The organism is Pseudomonas wuhanensis, assembly GCF_030687395.1.
GTDB classification, from domain to species: domain Bacteria; phylum Pseudomonadota; class Gammaproteobacteria; order Pseudomonadales; family Pseudomonadaceae; genus Aquipseudomonas; species Aquipseudomonas wuhanensis.
Genome location: NZ_CP117430.1, coordinates 3,966,567 through 3,991,446, shown reverse-complemented (window position 1 = coordinate 3,991,446; position 24,880 = coordinate 3,966,567). Strand labels below are relative to the sequence as shown.

Here is a 24,880-nt window from a genome sequence, read left to right as displayed (position 1 = left end):
GAGAGTTAGTTGTTGCTGTCTTTGTTGTCGACGCGGTAGCCAAAGGTGAAGCCCACCCCCTGGAACAACACCACGTCCGCCAGTTGCCGCGCGAGTTCACCGGCGCTGGCCAGTTTGGTCTTGGGCACGTAGAGCATGTCTTCCGGTTGCAGGTAAGCAATCTGCGACGCGTCACCGGACAAGGCTTTCTCCACGTCGTAGTGCACGGCCTGCACCTGGTTGCCGTTGCGGCGCATGATCACCACCGAATCGAGTCGCGCCTTGACGCTGGTGCCACGGGCCAGGGTCAACGCTTCAAGCACCGAGACGGGCCGGCGAATCGGGTAGGAACCCGGTTGCGCGACTTCACCCAGCACATAGATTTCATTGCCCGAGGTGGATTTGAGCATCACGTCGACCGTCATCCTCCCGGGCAATTGCGCGTAGCGTTGGTTGAGGAAAGTTTCCAGTTGGTTGACCGTCATGCCTTGCAGCGGCACGGAGCCGATTTCCGGGAAACTGGCGTAGCCGTCGTTGCCCACGGTGATCTCCCGGCTCATGCCGGTAGCGGGGTGGTTCAGGGTGCTCCTGAGGTTCTGCTCGTTGCTCAGCGGGCTGGTGACCAGCACGGTCAGCTGGTTGCGATTGGGCTGGAACAGGGCTTTGCGGTTATAGACGCGCTGGATTTCCTCCCGGGCTTGGACCGACGTCAACCCGCCGATTTTCACCGCGGTGTTGGCCCCCGGCAGTTCGATGGTGCCATCGGGCAGTACCAGTTGCGTGCCGTTGAGCTGGCTGGCCGCGGTGAAGTTCAGGGCGACCTGGTCACCGGGTTGAATCCGATAAGCCTGCGAACCGCTGGTGCTGATGTGGAAGATCACATCCAGCACGTCTTTGGGTCGCAGGGTCTGTTCGACCCTGGGCATGTCGGTGGCCTGGGCGTTGGCCGGCTCGGCCGTGAGAATCTGCACCGGCATGTTCTGGGTTTCACTGGTGCTGGAGCAGCCTGCAAGCGGCAGCAACAGCAGGACAAGCATTTTGGCGTTCATGGCGTCATCCTTTTCTGCGGTTGCTTACAGGTTTTTGTAAAGCCATTTGGGCATGTAGTACTTGCGCCGGTTGAAGACGCTGCCCACCAGTTTTGCGCCGGCCTGGGTCAGGCGCTGGACCGCGGCCTGGGCCACTTCCCAGCGCGTGTCTTCGGCGCGCACCACCATGATCACGCCGTCCACCAAGGTGCTGATGACCAGGGTGTCGGCGGCCGAATACACCGCGTCCCCGTCGATCACCACGAAGCGATACCGATCGCCCAGTTGGTTGAGCAACGGGGCCAGCTGTTCAGTCGTCAGGCGCTCGGCGCCGCGGATGTGCCGCCCGTTCGGCATGATGTGGAAGGGCAGGCTGGAGACGTTCACCAGGCAGTCCTGCAGCAGCGGCGGCGAGGTGTTGAACAGCAGGTCGCGAAAGCCGCGTTCTTTGGTCAGCCCCAGCTGTTGCGTGAGGTTGCCCTCCGACTGGCTGGCGTCCACCAACAGCACTTGGCCGCTGCTCATTGATGCCAGTTGGCTGGCCAGCGCCAGGGCGCTGGTGGTGGTGCCGGCGCCTGCATTGGCAGCGGTCAGGAAGAGGATCCGCAGATCCAGGTCGAGCACGGTCGAGGTCAGATTGGACTCGCTCGGGCTGGCGATGGTCAGGCTTTTATTCGATGAACCGTCCATTTAACTCGCTCCGTGGCCGCTGAATACTTTGAAGGGGGTTTTCAACAGGATCTTCAGATCAAGCAAAAGGCTCTGCTCGGCGATATAGCTGAGGTCCAACTCAACGCGCTGGTCGAAGTCGATATTGCTGCGTCCTGATATCTGCCACAGGCCAGTCATGCCGGGGTAGATGCTCAGACGTGCAAGGTGGTTGTCCTTGTAGCGATAGGCGTTGAACGAGGTCGGTCGCGGACCTACCAAGCGCATGTCGCCGCTGACTACATTGATCAGGTTGGGCAATTCATCGAGGCTGCTGCGCCGCAGGAAGCTACCGATGGGGGTAATCCGCGGGTCGTCGTCGATCTTGAAATCGATGGCGTCGGCACCGTGCTTGTTGAGGTGGCGCAGGGACTCCTTGAGCTCCTCGGCGTTGGCCACCATGGTGCGGAACTTGTACATACCGAACAGGCGGCCGCGGTAGCCGGTGCGTTTCTGCACGAACATGACCGGCCCCGGGCTGCTGAACTTGATTACCAGCGCCAGGCCCAGCAGCACAGGGGAGATCAACAGCAAAATCACCAGCGCGCCAAGGCATGCAACCACCCGGTTGGTTCGCGACAGGGTCCAGGGCCGACCGCCATCGCGACCGGTCAGCCAGCCGCGACCCTGCATGTGGATCGCCGTGTCCAGGCGCATTCGGTGTTCGGGGTCCAGGCGTTTGTCACGCTGCATGTGATTGAGCAACACGCCTTTTTCATGTCCAGTCATAGAGTCCTCCGCTGAGGCCCGGACGCGAGTGGCGAGTGGGCGTTGCGCAGTGGGTAGTAGTCACGGAACCAGGCGATGAATCGTCCGAGTCCTTCATCCAGCTCGATCCGTGGCTGGAAACCGGTGGCCTGGGCCAGATCACTGGCATCGGCGCAGGTGTTGAGCACGTCGCCCGGTTGCAGGGGCAGCAACTCGACGAGGGCTTTTTGTCCGAGGTGTTTTTCCAGCAGCGCCAGGTAGTCCTTGAGCTCCACCGGTTGTTGTCCGCCAATGTTGTAAATGCGCCACGGCGCCATGCTGCTGGCCGGGTCCGGTTGTTCGCGATTCCAGTCCGGTGCCGCTTGGGGCGCGCGTTCGATCAGACGGGCGATGCTCTCGATGATGTCGTCGATGTAGGTGAAATCACGTTGATGCTGGCCGTAGTTGAACAGCTTCAGCGGCTGACCTTCGGCAATCGCCCGGGCGAACTGGATCGGCGACATGTCTGGCCGGCCCCAAGGCCCGTACACCGTGAAAAAACGCAAACCGGTGCAGGGAATGCCGAACAGATGGCTATAGCTGTGGGCCATCAGCTCATTGGCTTTTTTGGTCGCGGCGTACAGCGACAACGGATGGTCGACGCAGTCCTTGACCGAGTAAGGCGTGTGCTGGTTGGCGCCGTACACCGAACTGGACGAGGCATAGATCAAGTGCTTGACCGGGTGGTGGCGGCAGCTTTCGAGGATGTTCAGGAACCCGCTCAGATTGCTGTCGAGGTAGGCCCGGGGATTCTCCAGGGAGTAACGCACCCCGGCCTGAGCCGCGAGGTGAATCACTACCTCCGGTTGCTCACGAACAAACAGGGCTTCGAGCGCCGTGGCGTCGGCCACGTCGACTTTGGCGAGCGGGAAATCGCCGACTTGCTTGCACACCCAATCCACGCGGTCGTGCTTGAGCTGCGGGTCGTAGAAGTCGTTGAAATTGTCCAGGCCGCACACCTGATGCCCGTCGCGCAACAGCCGCAACATGCAATGGGCTCCAATGAAACCGGCTGCTCCGGTGACGAGTATCTTCATGGCCGTGGCGCCTCGGGAGCGATGTGCCGAAGCCCGATGCCGCTGTAGTGCAAACCGGCCGCCGCCACGTGCTCCGGGTTGTAAAGATTGCGCCCGTCGACGATCACCCGCGCGCGCAGTTTGCTCGCCAGCAGGTCGAAATCGACCACACGGAAATTCTTCCACTCGGTGCAGATCACCAGCGCGTCGGCATCTTCCAGGGTGTCGTCGCGAGTGGCGCACAGGTGCAGGTCATTGCGGTAGCCGTAAATGCGCCGGCACTCAGCCATGGCTTCCGGATCGTAAGCCTGCACGCTCGCACCTTCGGCCCACAGCGCCTCCATCAGATAGCGACTGGGGGCTTCGCGCATGTCGTCGGTATTGGGTTTGAAGGCCAGGCCCCAAATCGCGATGGATTTGCCGACCAGGCCATCGGGAAATAGCGCCTGCAGTTTGCTGAACAGAATGTGCCGCTGACTGTCGTTCACTTCGGTGACGCTGCGCAGCAGACGCAATGGCATGCCGTTGTGTTCGGCGGTGTACAACAGGGCACGCAGGTCTTTGGGAAAGCACGAGCCGCCGAAGCCACAGCCGGGGTAGATGAAGTGGTAACCGATGCGCGGGTCCGAGCCGATGCCTTTGCGCACCGCTTCGATGTCGGCCCCCAGCAACTCGGTGAGATTGGCCAGTTCGTTCATGAAACTGATGCGGGTAGCGAGCATCGCGTTAGCGGCGTACTTGGTCAGCTCGGCGCTGCGGTTGTCCATGAACATGAGCTTTTCGCGGTTGCGGCAGAACGGTGCATAGAGTTCGCTCAATTGGTTGCGCGCTTCTTCGTCATTGGTGCCGACGATGATCCGGTCCGGGCGCATGCAATCGGCCAGGGCGCTGCCTTCCTTGAGAAACTCCGGGTTGGACACCACCCGCACGTTCAACGCCTCCTTGCCACGGCGTTGCAGTTCCTCGCAGGCGGCATTCGCCACCTGGTCAGCGGTGCCCACCGGCACGGTGGACTTGATGATCAGGGTGCGATCGGACTCCATGAAACTGGCGATTTGCCGAGCGACATTCAGCACATGGCTGAGGTCGGCGGAACCGTCTTCTTCGGCGGGTGTACCCACCGCGATGAAAATCAGCTCGGCGTGTTCGACCGCGTCACTGGCCTGGGTGGAGAAGAGCAGGCGACCGGCCTTGATGTTGTCTTCCAGTGTGCTGGACAGTCCCGGTTCGCTGATCGGGGGCACGGCTTGTTGCAGTTGCTTGATCTTGTTGGGATCAATGTCGACGCACAGCACACGATGTCCGACATCGGCCAATGCCGCAGCTTGTATCAGACCGACGTAACCCGTACCAAATACGCTCACGTCCATATTGGCGTGCCTCGTAAAACGGTGGATGTAACTGAAATGAGACTGTCAAAAGGGGTATAGCCCAGTGGTGGGAAAGCGTGTCAGCAAAATGACGGGTAGCGCGGGCTGAAAACCCCGATTTCACGGGCTATTTGCTATCAAGTGCTTGCCGTGGCTGGATTTGTCGCGGTTTAGAGGGCTTTTAAGAAAGCGATAAACGGTCGAAAGGCTTGTATTACAAGGGTTACAGGCAATTTAGCGTGTCAGATTTGAGGCAGTATTTTTTTGACGCTTTTGGCAAAAAACCGGCATTTCTTGCGCTTTCATGGCTCGGTGCTAGTGTCAGAAAATGTATGACAATCATTGGCTTTCATTGGCTAATGACTGCCACGGAGGTACTGCAAGCACCATGATCCGATACTTCAAGGACCTGTTGCTGGTTCTGTATTTACTCAAAAGCTACGACTATTACCTCGCTCGTCTCGATGCGCTGGGCATCGGATTCCCGATGCTGCTGTACGGCGGGATGTTCGTGGTGCTGGCGATCGCGCTGTTCATGACCGCGTACATCCGACAGACGCTAATCCGTCATGTGTTCGCGTTGGCGATGTTTGGCTCGGCGGTGTTCTTCGACGTCTATACGCAAGTGACTGCCGGTTACATGACCTACAGCAGTTTTGTGTCGCTGGTGTATTCCGGTGGGTTTATTCAAGAGGCGGCGTACCAGTACCGCGATGCAATCATCAGCGGGACGGTCAGTGGTTTATTGCTGCTGTTCGGTATCGGGCTTAAGCCGCGTCGACGGACGCCATTACCCGGTGCACTGCTGGTGGCGGCGCCAGTGCTCGGGGTGCTGATGCTCAGTGCCGTGCTGTTTGTGCGGGCCGGTGAGGGCGCCCGTGGCTTACCGATCATGTACACACCGTTGGCCTATTTGAATCTGTTTACCTATGAAGCGCTGCACAACACCGTCGGCCCGCGCGAACCGGTGAAACTGGCGCGTATCGATCAGCCGGTGGGGCACGACATCGTGCTGATCATCGACGAGAGCATTTCCGGCAACTACCTGGACATCAACACGCCGTTCGGTGTGCACAGCAACCTCAAGGAACCGCGCCCAGGCGTGGACATTTTCAATTACGGCTACGCGGCGTCCATTGCCAATTGCAGTGCCGACACCAATGTCACCCTGCGCTACGGTGGCACCCGCGGTGACTACATGCGGATCAACAGCACGTTGCCGTCGATCTGGCAGTACGCAAAAAAGGCCGGGCTGCGCACCGTTTATATCGACTCCCAACGCACCGGTGGCAACTTGCAGAACCTGATGAACGCTGCCGAGAAAAAGGACATCGACGAGTTCGTGCAATTCGACCAGACCAGCGTGCGCGACCGCGACATGGCCGCGGCGGCCAAGCTGATCGATCTGCTCAACGACGGTAAACCGGAGCTGGTGGTGATCAACAAGCTCGGCGCGCATTTTCCGGTGCATGATAAATACCCGGATGCGTTTATGGCCTACCGCCCGACATTGCCCCGAGGGCAGTTTGTCGAGGTGGCGGACACGGGCACGCGCGATGGTTTCAACGGTCAGCTGGATGATTGGTTGCTGTACCGCAACGCCTACAAAAATACCGTGCTGTGGAATGTCGGCGAGTTCTTCGCACGGGTTTTCGCTCAGGCGGATTTGAGCCGTGCGCTGCTGATTTACACCTCGGACCACGGGCAGGATCTGCACGAGCGCGGTAACCCGGGGCTCAATACTCACTGCGGTGGTGATCCGGTGGAGGAGGAGGGCTTGGTGCCCCTGGTGGTGATTTCGGGCAGCGGTTTGAAGACTTTGGACTGGCAGGCGCAATTGCCGGCCAACAAGGATCGCTCCAGTCACTACAACATCTTCCCGACGTTGCTGCAGGTGATGGGTTATGACTTGGCGGGGATTGAGGCGGTGTATGGCAAACCGTTGAGTGTGCCGACGGTGGACGATTTCACGTTTAACTATCGGTTCAATGCGCGGTTGGGGGCCAAGCCTGAGTGGAAGCATATTGACCTGAACCGCATTGTGACGCCGGGGCGGGTGGTGCCGAGTGTGGCGGTGGGGCAGTGAGGTTGTTTGTTGGCTGAGCCGGCCCCTTCGCGAGCAAGCCCGCTCCCACATTTGATCGATGTGTACACAGCTTCTGCGTGCACCGGCGATCCCTGTGGGAGCGGGCTTGCTCGCGAAGAACGATAACGCGGTGTCGCTGCCGTCCGCTATCCTAGGCCCACTGTCTTCAACGAGTCTCCCCTCATGCTTTCGGTCCAGGGCGTCTTCAAAAGCTACGCCACCCCCCAAGGCCCATTGCCCGTGCTGCAAGGCGTCGACCTCACGTTGAAGCCCGGCAGCAGCCTGGCGCTGATGGGCGAGTCGGGCAGTGGCAAGAGCACCTTGCTGCACCTGATCGCCGGGCTGGACAAGGTCGATCGCGGCAGCATTCGCAGCGGCGAGCATCGGCTGGAACAAATGACCGAAAGCCAATTGGCGAACTGGCGGCGGACCGAAATCGGCCTGGTGTTTCAGCAGTTCAACCTGATCGGCAGTTTGCGCGTTGAAGACAATCTGGCGTTTCAGGCGCGTCTGGCCGGGCGCCACGATCCACGTTGGCAGGCGCATCTGGTGCAACGTCTGGGGTTGGGAGATTTGCTGCGGCGCTATCCGGAGCAACTGTCTGGCGGGCAACAGCAACGGGTTGCGTTGGGCCGCGCCTTGGCATCGCAACCGAAACTGTTGTTGGCCGACGAGCCCACCGGCAGCCTCGATGAAGCCACCAGCGATGAGGTGTTGAAGTTGTTGCTGGAGCTGCTCGACGACAGCCCGACGACGTTGTTGATGGTCACTCACAGCCCACGGGTCGCCGCGCGGTTGGCAGACAAAGTGGTGCTGCACGGTGGCCGTCTGGCTGGCGCGGGCGAGCGCTGAGGTGCGGGTTTTTCGCGAGACGCTGCGAGCGCTGCTCAGCCATTGGCGGCAGCACCCGGTGCAATTTTTCAGTGTGCTGACCGGGCTCTGGCTCGCCACCAGCCTGCTGACCGGCGTGCAAGCGCTGAACAGCCAGGCGCGCGAAAGTTACGCCCGGGCCAGTCAGTTGATCGGCGGCGAACCTCAAGCCAGTCTCAGTGCGCCCGGCGGCGGGGTGTTCTCTCAGCAATTGTTTATCGACCTGCGTCGCGCAGGCTGGCCGGTATCGCCGGTGTTGCGCGGCCGGGTAACGCTCAAGGGGCATGAAGACCAGCGCTTGCAGTTAATGGGCATTGAGCCAGTGTCGTTGCCGGCCGGTTCTGCAGTGGCCGGGCGGTCGTTGCCGATCGAGCAGATCGTCGAGTTTTTCACCCCCCCGGGCAGCACCTGGATTTCGCCGCAGACGTTGCAGGCATTGGGCTTGCACGAAGGTGAAACCCCGGTGGCCCAGAGCGGCATCACTTTGCCGCCGCTGCGAGCCCAGACCGACATGGCGCCCGGTGTGTTGCTGGTGGACATCGGCTTCGCCCAACAGATTCTGCAATTGCCGGATCAATTGTCACGGCTGCTGCTGCCCAAGGATTTCACCGCGACCCTGCCTGATGAGTTCAAGGGCCAACTCCAGTTCAAAAGCAGCGGCGAAGAAAACAATCTCGCGCGCCTGACCGAGAGCTTCCACCTGAACCTCGATGCCTTGGGCTTTCTGTCGTTCGTGGTCGGCCTGTTCATCGTTCACGCGGCGATCGGCCTGGCGCTGGAGCAACGCCGAGGCTTGCTCAGAACTCTGCGCGCCTGTGGGGTCAGCGCCCGCCTGTTAATTGCCTGCCTTGCCGTCGAACTGGGTGGTCTGGCGCTGATTGGGGGTATCGCCGGCGTCGTCAGCGGCTACCTGCTGGCCGGCGTGCTGTTGCCGGACGTCGCCGCCAGTTTGCGCGGCTTGTACGGCGCCGAAGTACCGGGGCAGTTGAACCTCAGCCCGCTGTGGTGGTTCAGCGGTATCGGCCTGAGCCTGTTCGGCGCCTTGCTGGCCGGCGCCAACAGTTTGCTGCGGGCGGCGCGGTTGCCGTTGCTGGCGCTGGCCAATCCGCAAGCCTGGCATCAGGCCCACGCGCGCTGGTTGCGGCGCCAGGGTTGGGTCGCGGCGATGGCGGCGATGATCGCGTTATTGGCGTTGAGCTTCGGCGACAGCCTGAGCAGCGGCTTCGTGTTGATGGGCGCATTGTTGATCGGCGCCGCACTGGCCTTGCCGGTGGTGTTGAACAGCGTGCTCAACTGGGTGCTTGGGCGCAGTCGCTCGGTGCTCGGCCAATGGTTTCTCGCCGACTGCCGCCAGCAACTGCCGGCCCTGAGCCTGGCGTTGATGGCGCTGTTGTTGGCACTGGCGGCAAACATCGGCGCCGGCAGCATGACCGCCGGTTTCCGTCAGACGTTCAGCAACTGGCTCGAACAACGCCTGACCGCCGAGCTGTACCTCAATCCGCAAAATCCCGCCCAGGCTCGAGAGCTGCACACCTGGCTCAAACAACAACCTCAAGTCACCGCGGTGCTCCCGAACTGGCAAGTGTCGATCCAGTTGCAGGGCTGGCCGGCGGAGGTCTTTGGCGTGATCGATCACCCGACTTATCGTCAGCATTGGCCATTGTTGGAAGCCTTGGGCGACAACCCTTGGGAGCGACTGGCCAAGGACGACGCGCTGATGCTCAGCGAGCAACTGGCCCGGCGGTTGAAGGTACGGCTCGGTGATCACCTGACGATCCCGACGCCGAATGGCCTATGGTCGCCACGGATCGTCGGGATCTACGCCGACTACGGCAATCCCAAGGGCCACCTGCTGGTCAACATCAATCACCTGTTGCGCGGCTGGCCGCAGTTGACGCCCAACCGTTTCAACCTGCGCATCGACCCGGCATCGATTCCTGGGTTCCTGACCACGCTGCAAGCCCGCTTCGCTCTGGAGGACAGCCGCATCTTCGATCAGGCCCGGCTCAAGGGCTGGTCCACGCAAGTATTCGAACGCACCTTCGCCGCCACCGCCGCGCTCAACAGCCTGACGCTTTGCGTCGCGGGCGTGGCGCTGTTCATCAGCCTGCTGACCCAAAGCCAGAGCCGCCTCGGGCAACTCGCGCCACTGTGGGCACTGGGCGTGACGCGACGGCAGTTGATGCTGCTGAACCTCGGGCAGACCTGGTTGCTGGCAGTATTGACGCTGGTGCTGGCATTGCCTTTGGGCATCGCATTGGCGTGGTGCCTGGACACGGTGATCAACGTTCAGGCCTTCGGCTGGCGGTTGCCGTTGCGGGTGTTTCCGTTGCAACTGTTGCAGTTGATGGGCCTGGCATTGATCGCCACGTTGCTTGCCTCGGCGTGGCCGCTGTACTCGTTGTATCGCACGCAACCGGCCGATTTGCTGAGGACGTTTGCTCATGAAGATTAAGGTCGGGGTGGTGTTATTACTGGCATTGCTGAGCGGCTGTGACAACACCCCCGCGCCAGAAAAAGGCTTCGCCGGCCTCGGCCATCAGGCGCAGGCATTTACCCCGGTGGTGCCCGGGCGAGTCTTCAATTTTCCGGCGGACCACGGCCCCCACCATGGTTTTCGCATCGAATGGTGGTACGTCACCGCCAACCTCAAGGACGATCAGGGCCGTGAGTTCGGCGCGCAATGGACGCTGTTTCGCAGTGCGTTGAAAGCGACGCCCGAGCAACCCGGCTGGGCCAATCAGACCATCTGGCTGGGCCATGCGGCCGTGACTTCCGCTACGGTGCACCATGCCGCCGAACGCTACGCCCGTGGCGGCGTTGGCCAGGCCGGAGTGAGCCTGGCGCCGTTCAACGCATGGATCGACGATTGGCGTTTCAGCAGTCAGGCCACCGCTGAGAACCCGCTGGCGGACCTGCAACTCAGCGCTCGCGACAAGGCTTTCAGCTACCAGCTTCGACTGACCTCCACACGTCCACTGGTGCTTCAGGGCGACAAAGGCTTCAGCCAGAAATCCGAACAAGGCCAAGCGTCGTACTACTACAGCCAGCCGTTTTTCCAGGCCAGCGGCACGTTGGAAATCGATGGCAAAACCTACACCGTCAGCGGCCCGGCCTGGCTCGACCGCGAGTGGAGCAGCCAACCCCTGACCGCCAACCAGACCGGCTGGGACTGGTTCTCCCTGCACCTGGACAGCGGCGAACACGTCATGCTCTACCGCATGCGGCAAAAGGACGGCGCGCCATACCTCACCGGCACCTGGATCGATGCCCAAGGGCAGACGCAATTACTGCATGCCGACGACATCAGCCTCACACCACAAGACACCGCCAACGTGGCCGGACGTTCGATGCCCGTGAGCTGGTCGATCAAAATCCCCGCCAAACACCTCGAAATCACCATCAGCGCCCTCAATCCCAAGGCGTGGATGGACTTGCGCATTCCCTATTGGGAAGGGCCGGTGCGGCTTAGCGGCAGTCATGGCGGGCAGGGGTATCTGGAGATGACCGGCTATTGACCCGGAACTCTCGGCGCCACGCCGTTTTCCTACGTAATGAAGCCCATTCACGGGAGCCCGCCATGAGCGACGACCTCAAACCGCCCGACCTGGCCACTTGGCAGCGGCTGTTCGACGACAAGGCCTATTGGCAGCAATCCCCCGACGCGCATTACAGCGAACTGCTGCGCATCGCCGACGATCTGCTGGGGCAGGGCGCCATTGACCTCGAGCAATGGCAGACCCTCAAAGCCAAGGCCGATCAATCCCACAAAGACTCGCCCGCCGTGAATGTCGCCCACGAAGTCGACGATCCCGAAGCCTGAGGAACATTCCATGAGTCCCAAACCGACCACCCCCTCGGAAAACCCCGACGAACCGCGGCCACCGGGCGAAGTCGAGCGCGACAACGACGCCCTGCGCCCCACCGACCCGACCCGGCGCAAGGAAAGCGGCAAGGGCACGGAAAGCGGCGAATCCACCGCGCAAGAAACCGCGGACACTCCCTGAGTAGCGTCTATGCTCATCGGCACGGACGGCGCCGAACCTGGATTGAGAGCCGTCTGCTGCCATCCAATCACAGGGAACGTACCGCTTATGAAGATCAACGCACTGACCAAAGCCATCACCCTCGCCACTCTCCTGTCCACCGCCAGCCTCAGCGCCATTGCCGCGGACATCCCGCTGTCCGCCGTCGTGGAAGCCGATCAGGTCGTCACCAAAGTCCTGTCGGTCGACGCCGCCAAACACCAGGTCGTCCTTGAAGGCGCCGAAGGCCGTCAGGTACATGTACAACTCAGCGACAAGGCGAAAAACCTCGGCAACCTGAAAGTGGGCGATCAAGTCAACGTCGAGGTCGTCCGTTCCGTCGCGGCCTACCTCGACACCGATGTCGACAAAGGCCTGCCAGGTTCCATCGAACGCACCGGCGAAATCCGCGCCACCAAAGACAACCCCAACCCCGGCGGCGAAGCCTTCCGTCAGGTACAGGTCCAACTGAAAATCACCCACATCGACCTGAAGAAAAACCAGCTGACCTTCGAAAACCCGGCTGGCCAATCCAAAACCATCAACGTCGAAAAGCCTGAAGTCCAGGCGAAACTGAAAGATCTGAAAGTAGGGCAGAGCGTTGTGGTGACCTATACCGACGTGCTGAAAGTGACCACTCAACACCCAAGCTGATCATTATTTGTACGTATTGATTGTTTTTGTGCAGATAGTTGTACAAGAACAATCAATTTTAATGGTCGAACTGGTGGGTTTAAGAAGGTTGTAAGCGTTGTGTGAGCAACGCCTTACGAAATATTACGTGTATAAAATTTCATGTTTATACGTGACGACATATCTGCCAAATTCTATTAAAATCCTTCCCGTTCGCCCGGTGTCAGGGCTCTTTACCGGTGCATGGATTGCCAGGCCATTACACTGGGCGAACACCTTCTTTGGGAGGCGGTGTTTAAAAGTTTTGGATATAAAAAATGGGCGACCTTGGAGTCGCCCATTTTTATTGGGTGATTTAAAGCTGCGCCCGCAACTGCCGCCCGCGCAAAACAACGCAGCGTCATCGCCAAGCGCCTCGCCCAGCGAAAGCGTTTCCAACCGTTGAAAACTTTAGATTGCATCCAATACCGGAGTGCTGGCCTTGAGCTGCTGCCGGTAGTTGGCTGCACGCTGAAGCACTCGGGTCAAGGCCATAAAGTTCGCCGGTTTGGTTAAAACGTCATTGGCCCCCGCGGCCCTGAAACGCTCTATCTCGCTCGAAAAAGCGCTCGCGGTGAAAGCAACGATGTAGCAAGTATCGCCCAATGGTAGTTTGCGGATTTTACGAATGGCCGCTAGCCCATCCATAACAGGCATGTTGATATCCATAAAAATGATATCTGGAGTCGAAGTCATAGACTGATTGACCGCCTCCAGGCCGTTTGACGCAAGGTCGGGTGTATAACCCAACTCCTGTAGCATCGCCATGGCAACTTTCTGACTCACGGGATGGTTTTCCACCAGCAGGATATCGAGCGGGAAATCCTCGGCAAAAGATGAGTCGAAACCCACCACTGCATGATCGTCCCCGATGGGTATTTCCGAGACTGAAAAAAGCTCCATGGGGAGGGAGAAGGAGAACGTCGATCCGACGCCAGGCTGACTGGTAAAGGATAAAGTCCCCTGCTGCGCCTCGACCAGATTTTTGCAGATTGAAAGGCCGAGCCCACTCCCGGTAAAGCGTTGACTGGCCGGCCCTTTGAACTGAGTAAAGGGCTTGAACAGGCTGTTTTGCCGTTCAGCGGGGATACCTATGCCGGTATCGCGTATGGAGAAGTCGAGTCGGGCTTGAGGGCCGTAACCGCTCGTCGTGACCATGAGCGATACTTTTCCGGCTTCGGTGAATTTGACCGCATTGCCCAACAAGTTGAGCAAGATCTGGCGAAGGCTATCGGTATCGGTTTTGACCAAGGAAGGTACGTCCGGTGAGACGTGGGCCTCAAGTGCTATTGGCTTGTCCTGAATGTTTTGCCGGATCATTTCAATACTGGATAAAACCAATGCTCTCACTTCGAAAACACGAGGTTTCAATTCAAGTTTGCCCGCTTCGATTTTTGCAAGGTCGAGAATGTTGTCGATAAGAGACAGCAGGGTTCGTCCGCTGGTATTAATCGTTTTTAACAGACTGCTTTGCTCGGGGCTCAGGGTGGACCGCGCCAGCAACTCGGTCGCGCCGATGACACCGTACATCGGTGTGCGGATCTCATGACTCATGGTGGCCAAAAATCTGGTTTTTGAACGATCAGCGTCCTCGGCGGCATTTTTTGCCTGATTCAATACCTGTTCGTTTATTTTCAATTGCTGGAGATGAGCACGCATGCGTAAAAGGCTGAGGGCGAGAAATACCAGAATGGCCAGGATGATATGGTGCAGGGAGTCCTGATTAAGTTGGTGGTAGTAGTCCGCCAACGTAATCTCCGCGCCAGTAACATAAATCGTACCGTCCTGCGATTTCATTGGGACGAAGACGGCGCGAAAGTCTCCCCAGTGATCCGAGTAGTCGATCCAGGTGGGTTCGGTGCGCTCAAAACTGTCGAGCAAAGCCTGACTGGCATCCGGGTAGGGATCGAAAAAGCGTACGAAATTCTTCTCCAGAATCTCTTTTTTCGATGCGCTGGAGCTGACCAGATAAGCCTCGCCCGAGCGTTTGACCACGCTGTAGACAAAGGCAGTACCCATGGAATTGTTGAAGCTGGAGAGTCGCTGAATGGCATTCCAGTCTTCCGTTTCGGATTTGGACTGTTTGTCGATCAGATTGTCATGGTAGCGGTCGCCAAGGATGGCCGAAGCACCCAACGCAGCATGCAGCAATTTGTTATTGATGTTTTCAGTGAGGACTCCTTGAGTCTCGACGTAGAGGTAGTAGATATAGCCACTGACACCTACGATGTAGACCAAGAGCAAGGCCCATGTTTTCCGCCTGAGTTTGAACATTTATCACAGCCTCCATACTGCGCGCGGAAGTATAGTTTGAAGGTTGGGTGAAAACCATGGTTTTGTTTTTCGCGGTTTTCAGGTGAGGCGGTGAGAAGTTACTTGACCGAAGAGACGGTTTTTTGGTTTTTTGTGCTCACGATGTTGAGTAAATTTTTTGGAATAATCAGAAGTTTAAAGACAGTTTTTAACAAGCTCTTGCGAAGTGCTGCGTGCATAAGTCTGGGAGGCGGTGTTTAAAAGTTGCGGATATAAAAATGGGCGACCCTACCTTGGGTCGCCCATTTTTATTAATGATTTAAAGTTGCGCTCGCAACCGCCGCCCGACCACATCCAGCAAATCGCAACCATCACGCAATTGGATTGCTAACACCCTCGCAAACTCTTGCAACAGCGCAGCATCACCACCAAGCGCCTCACCCAGGGACAGGGTTTCCAACAGTTGAGTGACGCTGCGAATGCGATACGCCGCCGTCTCGTGCAACACATCGACAGGCGCTTCGGTGTCGATCAGCAGCGAAGGGATCGTGCAGTCGATGCCGGTAATCGGCATGTATCGAGTCATGGCTGCACCTCCTGAGCGTCGGACACCCCACCGGGTGGATCGAGATTGTCCAGCGCCCGGTTTACCAACAATTCACCCAGCACGGCCAATTGCTGAATTGATAACGCCAGACTGCGGTGCGAGCCTTCGAGCTCGCACGCAAGATCAGTGGTCAGCACGTTGAGCGAAGCGAGGGTTTCGCAGGCGTGGCTTAGCAGGGTTTCGGTGTCGATGTTGGGGAGGAGGGTGAAAACGTGGCTGATGGGGTCGGGATGTTTTGGGTCGCGGAGGCGGGCGCTGATGGTGCGTTGGGTTGCTTGGCTGAGTTGGAGGGGGTCAAGGGAATCGGGTGGAAATTTTTTCATCGTGAAGCTCCTGAAACAATGGAGCCGCAAAGCGGCATTTGCATGCCTTGATCGTGTTCGGTCTGTCAAAACCGGTCGCTGAGGTTGCAGCGACTGGGGGAGGTTATCTGGGGAGGGAGGGGTATACAAGTTCATGGATGGCGATAGAAGTTGCGGGAAATATCCGAAGCTTTTGTCAGGCGACGAACTTCAACTCAACAGGCGGTTCCACGGTCACTACCGGGCTTGATCATGAGCAAGTGGTCCATTTGTTGAATTCGACATTGCTCGACGAACTCCAGTGCGCTATCTGGTTTTTCCAGATATTGGTCGAAGCACGCTTTTGGGATTTCGTAGTACTCCTCGTAATCGACGAGGCAGTTGCTGACCGGGATTGACAGGTAGAACTTTCTCGATGTTATTTCCTGCCCGATGCTGAAGTAATCAGTTTTGTTTGTGAGAATATCTTTGAACTTCATCTGGATGCCAGTATATATTTAATTTTGTCAAAATTAAGATTTGTAACGGTGCTGGGTATTTCGGTCATGATTGTTCTAGGTTAATGGGGCTGCCGTATGCCTTGATTTCGAATAAGAGCTGGTCAAGGATTATGACAACTCTCCCGGTGTTTTGTGCTGCGTACTCCGCACGAAGTATTATAAAAAACTCGCCGACTGTTTTTGGGGGGGGCGCTGAGGCTTGCTATTAGATGAAAGTCTTTTTGTGACATAAATCAGTTTCTGAAGTAAGTCTCATCCAGCTGACGTCTACGTATCAGCAGATACTCCTCCCACACCTTGGGAAAGTCCTCATCTTTGGTAAATGGGAAGGTCAGATAGATATGTTTTCCCGTCACGCTTATATACTCACGTGCACGTTTGAAGGCGGGTTGTTCGTATATCGAGATGCTTTCATCGTAACCGTCATGACGGTGAGAGATACTTACCCAATGTGGAGCGATCATGCCTCGCGCAAAATCAATCACCCAACCATGATCCAGTCCAGTGCTCAAGTAACCGTAAACACCATCGTTTGAGAGACGGATACACGATTTGGCCTGAGCACCGTTGTCGTCATTTACTACTACTATCTTGTCGTTGAAGTATTGGATGCTTTTCTTATCCGGTCCTTTCAAAATCAGATTCCAGCCTTCGGCGGACATTCGAAACTCACCTTGGTTTTCGAATTCGGCGATCCAGCCGTTTGAAAGAGTGATTCGATGTTTGTTCATGTTTTATCCTGTAAGCCAAAAGGGGGCAGATTTGTTTTCATAGTATAGAAAATAAATCTGTCCCCTTTGTAGTTTGTCCAGGTTGTTTGATTTTTACTGCTGTGCACCATATTGTTCTTTAAGTCTTTGGCACTTTAATAGTATTTCTTCTCGGTCATCTATTGCGTTTTTTTCGCACCAGTCGTTGATGAGTTTGGCGCCGTAGTTTAGTGGTAATATTACATGCTCGTTCACGAATTCAAATGCCATGCCATCTTGAAGGTAGTCAGGGATATTTAACTGGTCTTCATCTATGCTTACATAGATTCCGGACATTTCAATTCCAAATCCTTCTGAGTTTAAAAGACTGTCCAAGGCTAATGGTAAAAAGCTTTTTATTTCCCAGGCGAACGAGTCACGTAGATCCAAGAGGCAGTTGTGAATGATACTTTGTTGTGAAGCAGTTAAAGTAGAATTGCTCATGGTTGGGCCTACATGCTGGGGTGAAAGTTTGTAACGTATGTGCGTGTTTCGTCGAGATAGATTCGAAACGTTATCCCATCACTTGATGCAGTATAAACACGGTTTCCACTGGCTTTAGCGCCAGCATATCCGCTGGCTGCAGCATCTTTACCTGCGTTGTACATTCTTTCAGTAGAAATTACATTTGGGTCGTAAACTGTTTTAGGACTTTTGAATTGCTTTACCCCTACCACTTGCCCTGTTCGGTCCAGTGCATCTCTTCCGTACGTGATCGTGGAAACTCCAGGAGTGCTTGGGCTTTGGACCTCTGAGAGGACATAGAGCTTGTTGTCCTTGGTCGCTTTCATAAAATCGTCCCGATTGTGAGCGCCTGAAACACCTGTTTGCGTGTTATAGCCGTCCGCTTTCTCAAGGTGGTGTTTTGCATTGTCACTGATGGGGACTCCCTTATGGTCAGTAGTCCCTGGAGGGCAGTTATTCAACCCCAACGGATCCACCCACCCCGTAGGGTTAGGCACGTACTGGTAGTTATTCAACCCACCCGCAAGCTTGATCGGATCCGGCGTCAAAAACCGTCCAGTGCCCGGATTGTAGTAGCGATGCCGGTTGTAATGTAAGCCCGTTTCGGCGTCGAAGTACTGACCCTGGAAGCGCAGCGGGTTGTCGATTTCGGCGATATCGAGGGTGGCAAGGTTGCCGTAGGCGCGGTATTTCGCCGACCACATGATCTCGCCGCTGTAGTCGGTAAGTTCCTGCGGGGTGCCGAGGTGGTCGAGTTGGTAGTAGAACGGTGTGGCTTTCAGCGGGCCTTCGCCATCGAGCATGGCCAGCGGGCGGAAGCTGCCGGGTTCGTAGATGTAAGTGCGATAGCGGCTGTCGGCGCTTTCAGCAATAAGGCGTTCGCCTTGCCACAGGAATTCGATGGTGTGGCCATCGACGGTTTTGGCGATACGACGGCCGAAGGCGTCGTACTTGTAGCTTGCGATGCTACCGCCGGGCAGGCTGACGCCGATCAGGCGATGTTGGCAGTCGTAGCGATACTCGGTGACGAGTTTCTGGCCGGCGCCACGGCGTTCGCGGATCAGGTTACCGTGGGCGTCGTAGTCATAGTGGCGGTCGCCCTGCATGAGCAGGCGGTTGCCTTTGACGTTGGCCAGGTTTGCGGTTGGCTGGTCGCCTTGGCCGAGGAGGTTGCCCGCCGGGTCATGGGCGAAGCTTTCCGGAGTGGTGCCACGGACGTTGATCAGACGGTCCAGCGGATCATAGTGATAGCTGCGGTTGCCTTTGCGGCTGTCGTCGATGCCGGCAAGGTTGCCGTTGGCATCGTAGGCGTAACGGCGGCGGAACAGGTTGCGTTCCTGTTGGCTGACGGTGTGGGCTTGCAGTCGGCCTTGTTCGTCATACTGGTATTGGCTGAGCAGCAGGCCTTGTTGGCGCTGCAGTTCGCGGCCCGCGTTGAACTGGTGCGTGGTGAGGCGAGAGCCGTTGAGGTCGATGCTGCTCAGGCGTCCACCGGATTGGTGGCGGTAGTCGAGTTTACTGCCGTCGGGGAGGCGGCAGTGGCTCAGTTGGCCGAGGTTGTCGTACTCATAACGCAGGGTGCCCCAGCCTTGGTGTTCGGTGATCAGGCGGTCTTGCAGATCGTATTCGTAGGCGAGAGGCCAATGGCCGTCGTCGACGTTGACGAGGCGGCCGAGGGCGTCATAGCTGTAGTGAATTTCCTCGCCATCGGCCAGGGTTTTCACCAGCAAGCGACCAGCGGCGTCGCGTTGGTACTCGGTGACCAACTCACTGGCGTCGTCGCCGAATTCGGTTTTCTTCAGCAGTTGGCCGTTGAGGTCGTACTCGTAAGCGGTACGGCGACCGTCGAACCCGGTTTCCTGCTGGATCAGGCCGTTCGGGTAGTAATCGAGGTGGTAGTGCTCGCCACGTTCGTTTTCGATCTCAGTGAGCAGCAAGCGCGAGTTGTCGTAACGGTAGCGAAGCTGACTGCCGTCCGGGTTGAGGCGACGGCTGACCAGGTGCAGGCCATCGGCGTATTCGTAGCGGGTGACGCGACCCAATTCGTCGCGTTCAGCGGTGACTTTGCCGTAGGCGTTGTAGGTGAACGCGCGGGTTGCACCGCCGGGCAGGGTGATTTGCGCGAGGCGGTTGGCGGCGTCCCATTGGTAGTGGGTGATGGCGCCGGTTTCTTCCTGACGGGTAATCTGCCGGCCCAAGGCGTCGTAACGGTATTTGCGCTGGCCGCCATCGGGCAGGCGCTCTTCCAGCAGTTGGCCGAGGTTGTTCCAGCCCAGTTGATGACGGCTGCCATCCGGGTGACGGATTTCCAGCAGGCGGCCTTGACGGTCGTAGCTGTAGAGGGTGGCATTACCATCAGGGTCAATCTGTTGAGTGATGTCGCCCTGATTGTTTCGTTGATACTTCCAGGTGGCTTTGCCTCGGTGCACGTCACTGACGAACCCGTTGCTGTATTCATACGAAACGGGTTCATCTTCCGGAGGAATGACGGCCGTCATCAAGCCGTCTTCGTCGTACCGATACTCGGTAACGGCGCCTAGCGGATCTTTTTCTGCAATCAACTGGCCTTTATCGTTGTAGGCCTTCAGGTGTTCAGCGCCATCCGGATCGATCTTGCTGATAAGCCGCGCTTTATCGTCGTGGGTGTAAACCTCTTCGCTGCCATCGGCGTTGGTAACGGTGACGCTGCCTTTATCGTCCCAGGCGTAATGCGCTTCCATCTGCGAAAAGCTCGCCCAGTGATGGACGCAGCGTGACAACTTGCCTTCGTTCTCCCACTCCCAAAAGAAACTCGCGCCACCCGCCAGTTGCCGCTCAAGAATCACGTGCTGATCGTTGTAGCGATAGTGTTCGGCTTCACCGGCAGCGTTCTTCGCTTCAATCAGGCGATGCTGCGCGTCATAGTTGTACGTGACCAGCGTCTGGACAGTGTTCCAGGCGTCTTCCAGATTGTCGGCGGGAATAAACTGTTGATAGTCGACGGCGATGATGTGCTTGCGGTCGTATCGCAAGAGCAGGGCACGACCGGCGCCATTGTCGAGGCGTTTGATCCTGCCGTGGATGTCACGGGTGATGTGCAGCCGGTTGCCATAGCTGTCGCTGATGGCGATCAGGGTTGCGCCTTTGCTGTTGTAACGGAAGTGGTAGAAGGACGGTCGACTCCCGGCTTGAGCCAGGACAAGTTCCGACGGGTCGTCACCGATGAAAATCGCTGCCCGTGACAGGCTGTTGGTAATCGCCGGACGCTGTTGGCTTGGAAGCGGAAATGGCGTCGCCCGATTTTCGTGGTCAGTCCAGATGACTTCATCGCCATTGATTTCGATTCGATGAGCCAGTGCATGGCTCCAGCCATAACCCAGGCCGCAATCGATTTCCACTGCGCTGCTTCGGTAAAGACGTGTCCACTCAAATGGCAGCAGGCCGTCGAGTTGGCCATCGTTGAGCGTCAATAACTCTTCACCGGTGACCATCGATACAGGGCACTTGTCGGTGCAGGTTTTGGCCGCGGGTTCAGCGCTTTGGTCAGCAGGTGTCTTGGCTTGCCTGGAGGCGTCGTCGCCCGTTTTGCCCTTGCCCAGTTTTGTGTTTTTCTTCCCGTCAAAGCGAACCTGCGCCACCCCTTTCTTCACCTGAGCCGTCACGCCACGAGCCGCTACCGCGGTGTACTTCGCGACGTATTCCATGAAGCCTTTGATGATCTTGAACACCGACTCCACAAAACCGGTCACGGCCTTGATGATGATTTCGCCGTACTTTTTCAATCGCGCGGCGAGGTAGATGACACCAGTACCCTCTGCAGCAATGGTCAGCACGATCGAAATCACGATGTCGATCGCGATGCCGACGACCGCCGCCGTGGTCATTTTTGCGGCGTCACCGGCCATCTTCATCGGTGGCATGCCGGCCAGCCAGATCACGGCACTGCGTACCATCAGGAACAGGGCGGCCTCGTCGCTGGCCAGCAGCATGGCTTTCTTCATGACGTCTGGCGATTCTTTTGCCAGTGCTATCAGCTTTTGGGTGCCGGCACCGAGGTCTTTCGCAAACTTGCTCGGGTCTTGCAGGATGTCGAGCACCAGGCTGATGCCGTCCCAGACGCCTTTGATCGCTTCCCAACCGCCTTCGAGGATGCCGTTGCCGACCGCCATGGCGGTTCCCGAAGCGGACATGTTCGACCATTGCGGTTTGAAGCCGGCCCATTCCTTACGCAGGAAACCTTCCAGTTGACCGGTCAGGCCGTCATAGGACTTGAACAGGGTATCGATCTGAGCCGGGGTCACTTCGTTATGGATACGGATTTTGTAGAACTTGCCCGGAATACCACCCGTCCAGCTGGCTTTGCCTTGGGCGTCGAGTTTGACTTTGCTGACCGCGCCGCCTTCTACCGCAACGATTTCGACTTCGATGTCACCCAGCGGGATGTCATACACCGATTCGAATTTGCTCTCGATCAGCAGCGGCCCCTTGAGTGGGCACTGGGCAACGTTCGAGGCAAAGTCGCCATCGGTCATGCTCACCGATTTGCTGGTGTTGCCGACCTTTATGACGCGCTCCATGCCCAGCAGGGAGGGCAGGTCTGTTGCTCGACTGCCTTTATCGGCGGCTTTCGCGTACCAGGTTTTGGTCTGTTCTTGATACAGCTTCAAGCTGTCCTTGAACGTGCTCAGTTGGTTGTCAACGTAGGCAACGCGATCCATCAGCCTTGCTCCAGAATCAGGTGGTTTAACAGTGCTTCATTAAGATTTTTCGGAGCATCCGGGCGGCGCACGAAGCGTGCGATTTTCAGCTTCAGATTGCTCTCGGGGTAAGCGGCGAAGATGTCTGGACGCTCCTCTTCCAGCCATTGCATCAGGTTGCCGATCAGGGTCGACGGGTTTTGCTTCGCAAGGCTGTCGAGCAGCTTCTGCGGCACCTCCCACCAAGGCCAGTCCTTCGCCGTTGGCACCGCGCGCGGCCCCACCTTCAGGCTTTTCCCATTAATCAGATACCGATCAAACACCGGCAGCACCTCACCGGCGGCATCGCCGAGTCCTTCCAGAATCGGGTAGATATGCCGCCCGTCCCAGAACCGGAAAAACACTTCGGTCCCATTCGGCATGCGCACTTGAGTCAGGCTGCGCAGATGTTCGAACACCACGTTCGGTTCGCTGCTGGAAACGGCCAGCCATCCCCAATCGAGGGCGTCGGTTTCAGCAATCCAAGGCAGGAAATTTGAGTTGGGTTTCAACTCGGTGAGGTAGGGCATCACTGGCTGCCAAGCCGCATAGGGTGTACCGCCCCAGATCGGGATTGCCTGGGTTGTGGGTTCATTTTGGTAAAGCGTCTTGAGCGCTTCGGCATCACTGGCCGCGCTAACGATCAAGTACAAACGCTCACCCGTCTGCAACGGCCGTTCGGCAAGCCACGCCTGCGGAGTCATCGGATCAGATCGCACAAGCACCTGCCTTGCACTTCTCGCACTCTTCACAGAATGGCGCGTTACGTTTCAGGGTATTGATCTGCGCCGGGCTCAGAACCGCGCCGGCCTTGTCCGCATCGGCCTGTTTCAGCGCGCCGGGCATCAGCGGCGCAGCCCCCGTCCCGCTGCCGGGGCTGCCGCCGGAGTTCATGTTGATCACCGGTCCGCTCAGCGTCACGCCGCTGGCGTCGATCTTGATGAAGCTGCCGCCGCCCTTGAGGGTGAGTTCGCTGCCGGCTTCGAGCACGACTTTCATGCCGCTGCTCAGGTGGATTTCCTGGCCGGCTTCGATGAACTGGCCGGTGCCGACTTTGATGTGCTGGTTGACGCCCACGGTGAGGTGGTCGTTGGCGCGGGTTTCGACTTTGCGGTCGGCGTAGACAGTGTGGTGTTCTTCGGCCTTGAATTCGCTGTAGCTGTTTTGCTCGACGGTGTCGTGGCGTTCGTTGCCGACGCGGATTTTCTGGTCGTGCTCGATGTTTTCGTCCCAGTCGCGCTGGGCGTGCAGGAAGATCTGTTCCTGGCCCTTTTTGTCTTCGATGCGCAGTTCGTTGTAACCGCCGCCGCCCGGAGAGCTCAGGGTTTTGAAGGTGCTGCGGGTCTTATTCGCTGGCAGGGCGTACGGGACGATGTTTTCCTTGTGATACAGGCAGCCGCTGATCAGCGGTTGGTCGGGGTCGCCTTCGAGGAAGCTGACCAGCACTTCCATGCCGATCCGTGGAATGGCGATGCCGCCGTAATGGGCGCCGGCCCAGGCGGAGGAGACGCGCAGCCAGCAACTGGTCTTGTCGTCGGCCTGGCCTTCGCGATCCCAGTGGAATTGCACTTTGACGCGGCCGTATTGGTCGCAGTGGATCTCTTCACCTTTGGGCCCGGTGACCACGGCGCTCTGGCTGCCGAGGATCCGTGGTTTGGGGTGGTTCAGCGGCGGGCGGTTCGGCACGTCCCAAGGGGTGGCCTGGAAGCGGTTGCGGTAGCCCTGGTGGAAATCGTCCTTGAGGTTAGTCGTGCTGCTGGTGACCGACTCTTCCAGCACTTGCGGCTGTTTGCCTTCGTGGAGGATTTCGGTGAGCAGCCACAGGTCGTTCCATTTGGCTTTGGGGTGTTGGGTCAGGGCCAGGAAGTGGCCGCTGACCAGCAACGGCTGATCGCTTTTGCCTTCCGCCAGTTGAAAGTCGCTGCGGTGACGCTCGAGGGCGCGCTTGGCCAGGTGCTTGCCGCGTTCGCGGTCGATGAAGCGACCGGGGTAGTCGTAGTCTTCGAGGTCGGGCAGGGCGTCGCCACGGTTTTCGCTTTCCAGGGTCAGGCGCGGTTTTTCGAAGTCGTAGTCGCGGCGGGTGGTGCGGCTGGTGCGGGTTTCCAGGCGCAGGTCGAAGCGCTTGATCACCGGGTCGTTGGCGACCATGCCGGAGTCTTGCTGATAGGCCACGGGCGCGAGTTTCGGGAACACCGTCTGGTCATCGCCGAACACCAGCTTGTGGGCCGTGGCGCTGTGCTGGAAGTGGTAATGGATTCCTTCTTCCTCGCACAGGCGCTGGATGAACTGCAGGTCCGATTCATCGTACTGAACGCAGTAAATGCGCTCGGGATAAATCGCCCCGACTTTGAATTCGTAGGCATTGCTCTGGATGCCGTGCTCTTCGAGGACCATGCCGACGATTTTCGGCACAGTGAGGTTCTGGAAGATTCGTTGGTTGATGCGGTGCGCCAGGTAGGACAGCTGCGGGCGCAGGGTCACGGCGTAGCGGGTCAGGCGTTTGCCCGAATCGCCCTGGGCGGCGCGGTAGATCTGGCCATGAATGCCGCTACCGTCAGGCGAAAGCTGCAAGAAGGCCGGTTTGTGCAATAGCGTTTCGAGGTCCAGGGACGGTTGCTCACTGACCAGCTCCACCTCAAACACAAAAGGCTGGCTGATAGCTTCCCGACCTTGCAGGGCAAGGACCTGGAGATCGTTTTCCAGACCTTCGACAGTCAGGGCAAAGTGAGTCTGATTGGCCGGCGCGAACATCCCTTGTTCCTCGTGCAGTGCTGCGGCGTTCGTTGAC

21 protein-coding genes are annotated in these 24,880 nt (G+C 58.0%); 7 read left to right on the top strand and 14 right to left on the bottom strand.

What is annotated here, in order from left to right; all coding sequences use genetic code 11:
• Window positions 1-5: 5 nt before the first annotated feature.
• From PSH88_RS18250 to PSH88_RS18230, 5 genes are read right to left on the bottom strand one after another with little or no spacing between them, the layout of a single operon-like run.
• Window positions 6-1,028, bottom strand: a complete 1,023-nt coding sequence (locus tag PSH88_RS18250; protein ID WP_205887798.1) for a polysaccharide biosynthesis/export family protein — start codon at window positions 1,026-1,028, stop codon at window positions 6-8.
• Window positions 1,029-1,052: 24 nt separating this feature from the next.
• On the bottom strand, window positions 1,053-1,697 hold the full coding sequence (locus tag PSH88_RS18245) for a CpsD/CapB family tyrosine-protein kinase (RefSeq protein ID WP_305421898.1): 645 nt from the start codon (window positions 1,695-1,697) through the stop codon (window positions 1,053-1,055).
• Complete coding sequence (locus PSH88_RS18240; protein WP_305421896.1) at window positions 1,698-2,444, bottom strand: sugar transferase; 747 nt, start codon at window positions 2,442-2,444, stop codon at window positions 1,698-1,700.
• Window positions 2,441-3,499, bottom strand: a complete 1,059-nt coding sequence (locus PSH88_RS18235) for an NAD-dependent epimerase (RefSeq protein WP_305421895.1) — start codon at window positions 3,497-3,499, stop codon at window positions 2,441-2,443. Before PSH88_RS18235 ends, PSH88_RS18240 begins: the two co-directional genes overlap by 4 nt.
• Window positions 3,496-4,848, bottom strand: a complete 1,353-nt coding sequence (locus PSH88_RS18230) for a UDP-glucose dehydrogenase family protein (RefSeq protein WP_305421894.1) — start codon at window positions 4,846-4,848, stop codon at window positions 3,496-3,498. Before PSH88_RS18230 ends, PSH88_RS18235 begins: the two co-directional genes overlap by 4 nt.
• A 388-nt stretch (window positions 4,849-5,236) precedes the next feature.
• Here PSH88_RS18230 and PSH88_RS18225 point away from each other — a divergent pair, with 388 nt between their 5' ends.
• The 7 genes from PSH88_RS18225 to PSH88_RS18195 all read left to right on the top strand — a co-directional run bounded on the left by PSH88_RS18225 (window position 5,237) and on the right by PSH88_RS18195 (window position 12,483).
• A complete protein-coding gene (locus PSH88_RS18225) occupies window positions 5,237-6,934 on the top strand; it encodes a sulfatase-like hydrolase/transferase (protein ID WP_305421893.1) in 1,698 nt (565 codons plus the stop codon).
• 183 nt (window positions 6,935-7,117) lie between these two features.
• Window positions 7,118-7,786, top strand: a complete 669-nt coding sequence (locus PSH88_RS18220; RefSeq protein WP_305421892.1) for an ABC transporter ATP-binding protein — start codon at window positions 7,118-7,120, stop codon at window positions 7,784-7,786.
• 1 nt (window position 7,787) lies between these two features.
• Window positions 7,788-10,259: an ABC transporter permease gene (locus tag PSH88_RS18215; protein WP_305427022.1), complete on the top strand. Its 2,472-nt coding sequence runs from the start codon at window positions 7,788-7,790 to the stop codon at window positions 10,257-10,259.
• The gene (locus PSH88_RS18210; RefSeq protein ID WP_305421891.1) at window positions 10,249-11,322 is read left to right on the top strand and encodes a lipocalin-like domain-containing protein; all 1,074 of its coding nucleotides are present in this window, start codon (window positions 10,249-10,251) and stop codon (window positions 11,320-11,322) included. Before PSH88_RS18215 ends, PSH88_RS18210 begins: the two co-directional genes overlap by 11 nt.
• 62 nt (window positions 11,323-11,384) lie before the next feature.
• Window positions 11,385-11,627, top strand: coding sequence for a hypothetical protein (locus tag PSH88_RS18205; protein ID WP_305421889.1), 243 nt, complete (start codon window positions 11,385-11,387; stop codon window positions 11,625-11,627).
• Between the two features lie 10 nt (window positions 11,628-11,637).
• A complete protein-coding gene (locus PSH88_RS18200) occupies window positions 11,638-11,811 on the top strand; it encodes a hypothetical protein (protein ID WP_305421888.1) in 174 nt (57 codons plus the stop codon).
• Window positions 11,812-11,898: 87 nt separating this feature from the next.
• A complete protein-coding gene (locus PSH88_RS18195) occupies window positions 11,899-12,483 on the top strand; it encodes a hypothetical protein (RefSeq protein ID WP_305421887.1) in 585 nt (194 codons plus the stop codon).
• Between the two features lie 429 nt (window positions 12,484-12,912).
• Here the strand turns inward: PSH88_RS18195 and PSH88_RS18190 are convergent, their stop codons facing one another.
• The 9 genes from PSH88_RS18190 to PSH88_RS18150 all read right to left on the bottom strand — a co-directional run bounded on the left by PSH88_RS18190 (window position 12,913) and on the right by PSH88_RS18150 (window position 24,843).
• Window positions 12,913-14,775, bottom strand: coding sequence for an ATP-binding protein (locus PSH88_RS18190; protein ID WP_305421885.1), 1,863 nt, complete (start codon window positions 14,773-14,775; stop codon window positions 12,913-12,915).
• A 298-nt stretch (window positions 14,776-15,073) separates the two neighbouring features.
• On the bottom strand, window positions 15,074-15,340 hold the full coding sequence (locus tag PSH88_RS18185) for a hypothetical protein (RefSeq protein ID WP_305421884.1): 267 nt from the start codon (window positions 15,338-15,340) through the stop codon (window positions 15,074-15,076).
• Entirely contained in the window at window positions 15,337-15,684 is a 348-nt protein-coding gene (locus PSH88_RS18180; protein ID WP_305421883.1) for a DUF6124 family protein, read from the bottom strand. Before PSH88_RS18180 ends, PSH88_RS18185 begins: the two co-directional genes overlap by 4 nt.
• A 194-nt stretch (window positions 15,685-15,878) precedes the next feature.
• On the bottom strand, window positions 15,879-16,142 hold the full coding sequence (locus PSH88_RS18175; RefSeq protein WP_305421881.1) for a hypothetical protein: 264 nt from the start codon (window positions 16,140-16,142) through the stop codon (window positions 15,879-15,881).
• A 254-nt stretch (window positions 16,143-16,396) separates the two neighbouring features.
• The gene (locus PSH88_RS18170; protein WP_305421879.1) at window positions 16,397-16,894 is read right to left on the bottom strand and encodes a hypothetical protein; all 498 of its coding nucleotides are present in this window, start codon (window positions 16,892-16,894) and stop codon (window positions 16,397-16,399) included.
• A 93-nt stretch (window positions 16,895-16,987) separates the two neighbouring features.
• On the bottom strand, window positions 16,988-17,356 hold the full coding sequence (locus tag PSH88_RS18165) for a hypothetical protein (protein ID WP_305421877.1): 369 nt from the start codon (window positions 17,354-17,356) through the stop codon (window positions 16,988-16,990).
• An 8-nt stretch (window positions 17,357-17,364) separates the two neighbouring features.
• Entirely contained in the window at window positions 17,365-22,074 is a 4,710-nt protein-coding gene (locus tag PSH88_RS18160) for an RHS repeat-associated core domain-containing protein (RefSeq protein WP_305421875.1), read from the bottom strand.
• Window positions 22,074-22,796: a DUF4123 domain-containing protein gene (locus PSH88_RS18155; protein WP_370694656.1), complete on the bottom strand. Its 723-nt coding sequence runs from the start codon at window positions 22,794-22,796 to the stop codon at window positions 22,074-22,076. Before PSH88_RS18155 ends, PSH88_RS18160 begins: the two co-directional genes overlap by 1 nt.
• Window positions 22,797-22,800: 4 nt before the next feature.
• Window positions 22,801-24,843 (bottom strand): type VI secretion system Vgr family protein, encoded by a 2,043-nt coding sequence (locus PSH88_RS18150; protein WP_305421874.1) that lies wholly within the window; start codon window positions 24,841-24,843, stop codon window positions 22,801-22,803.
• Window positions 24,844-24,880: the final 37 nt, after the last annotated feature.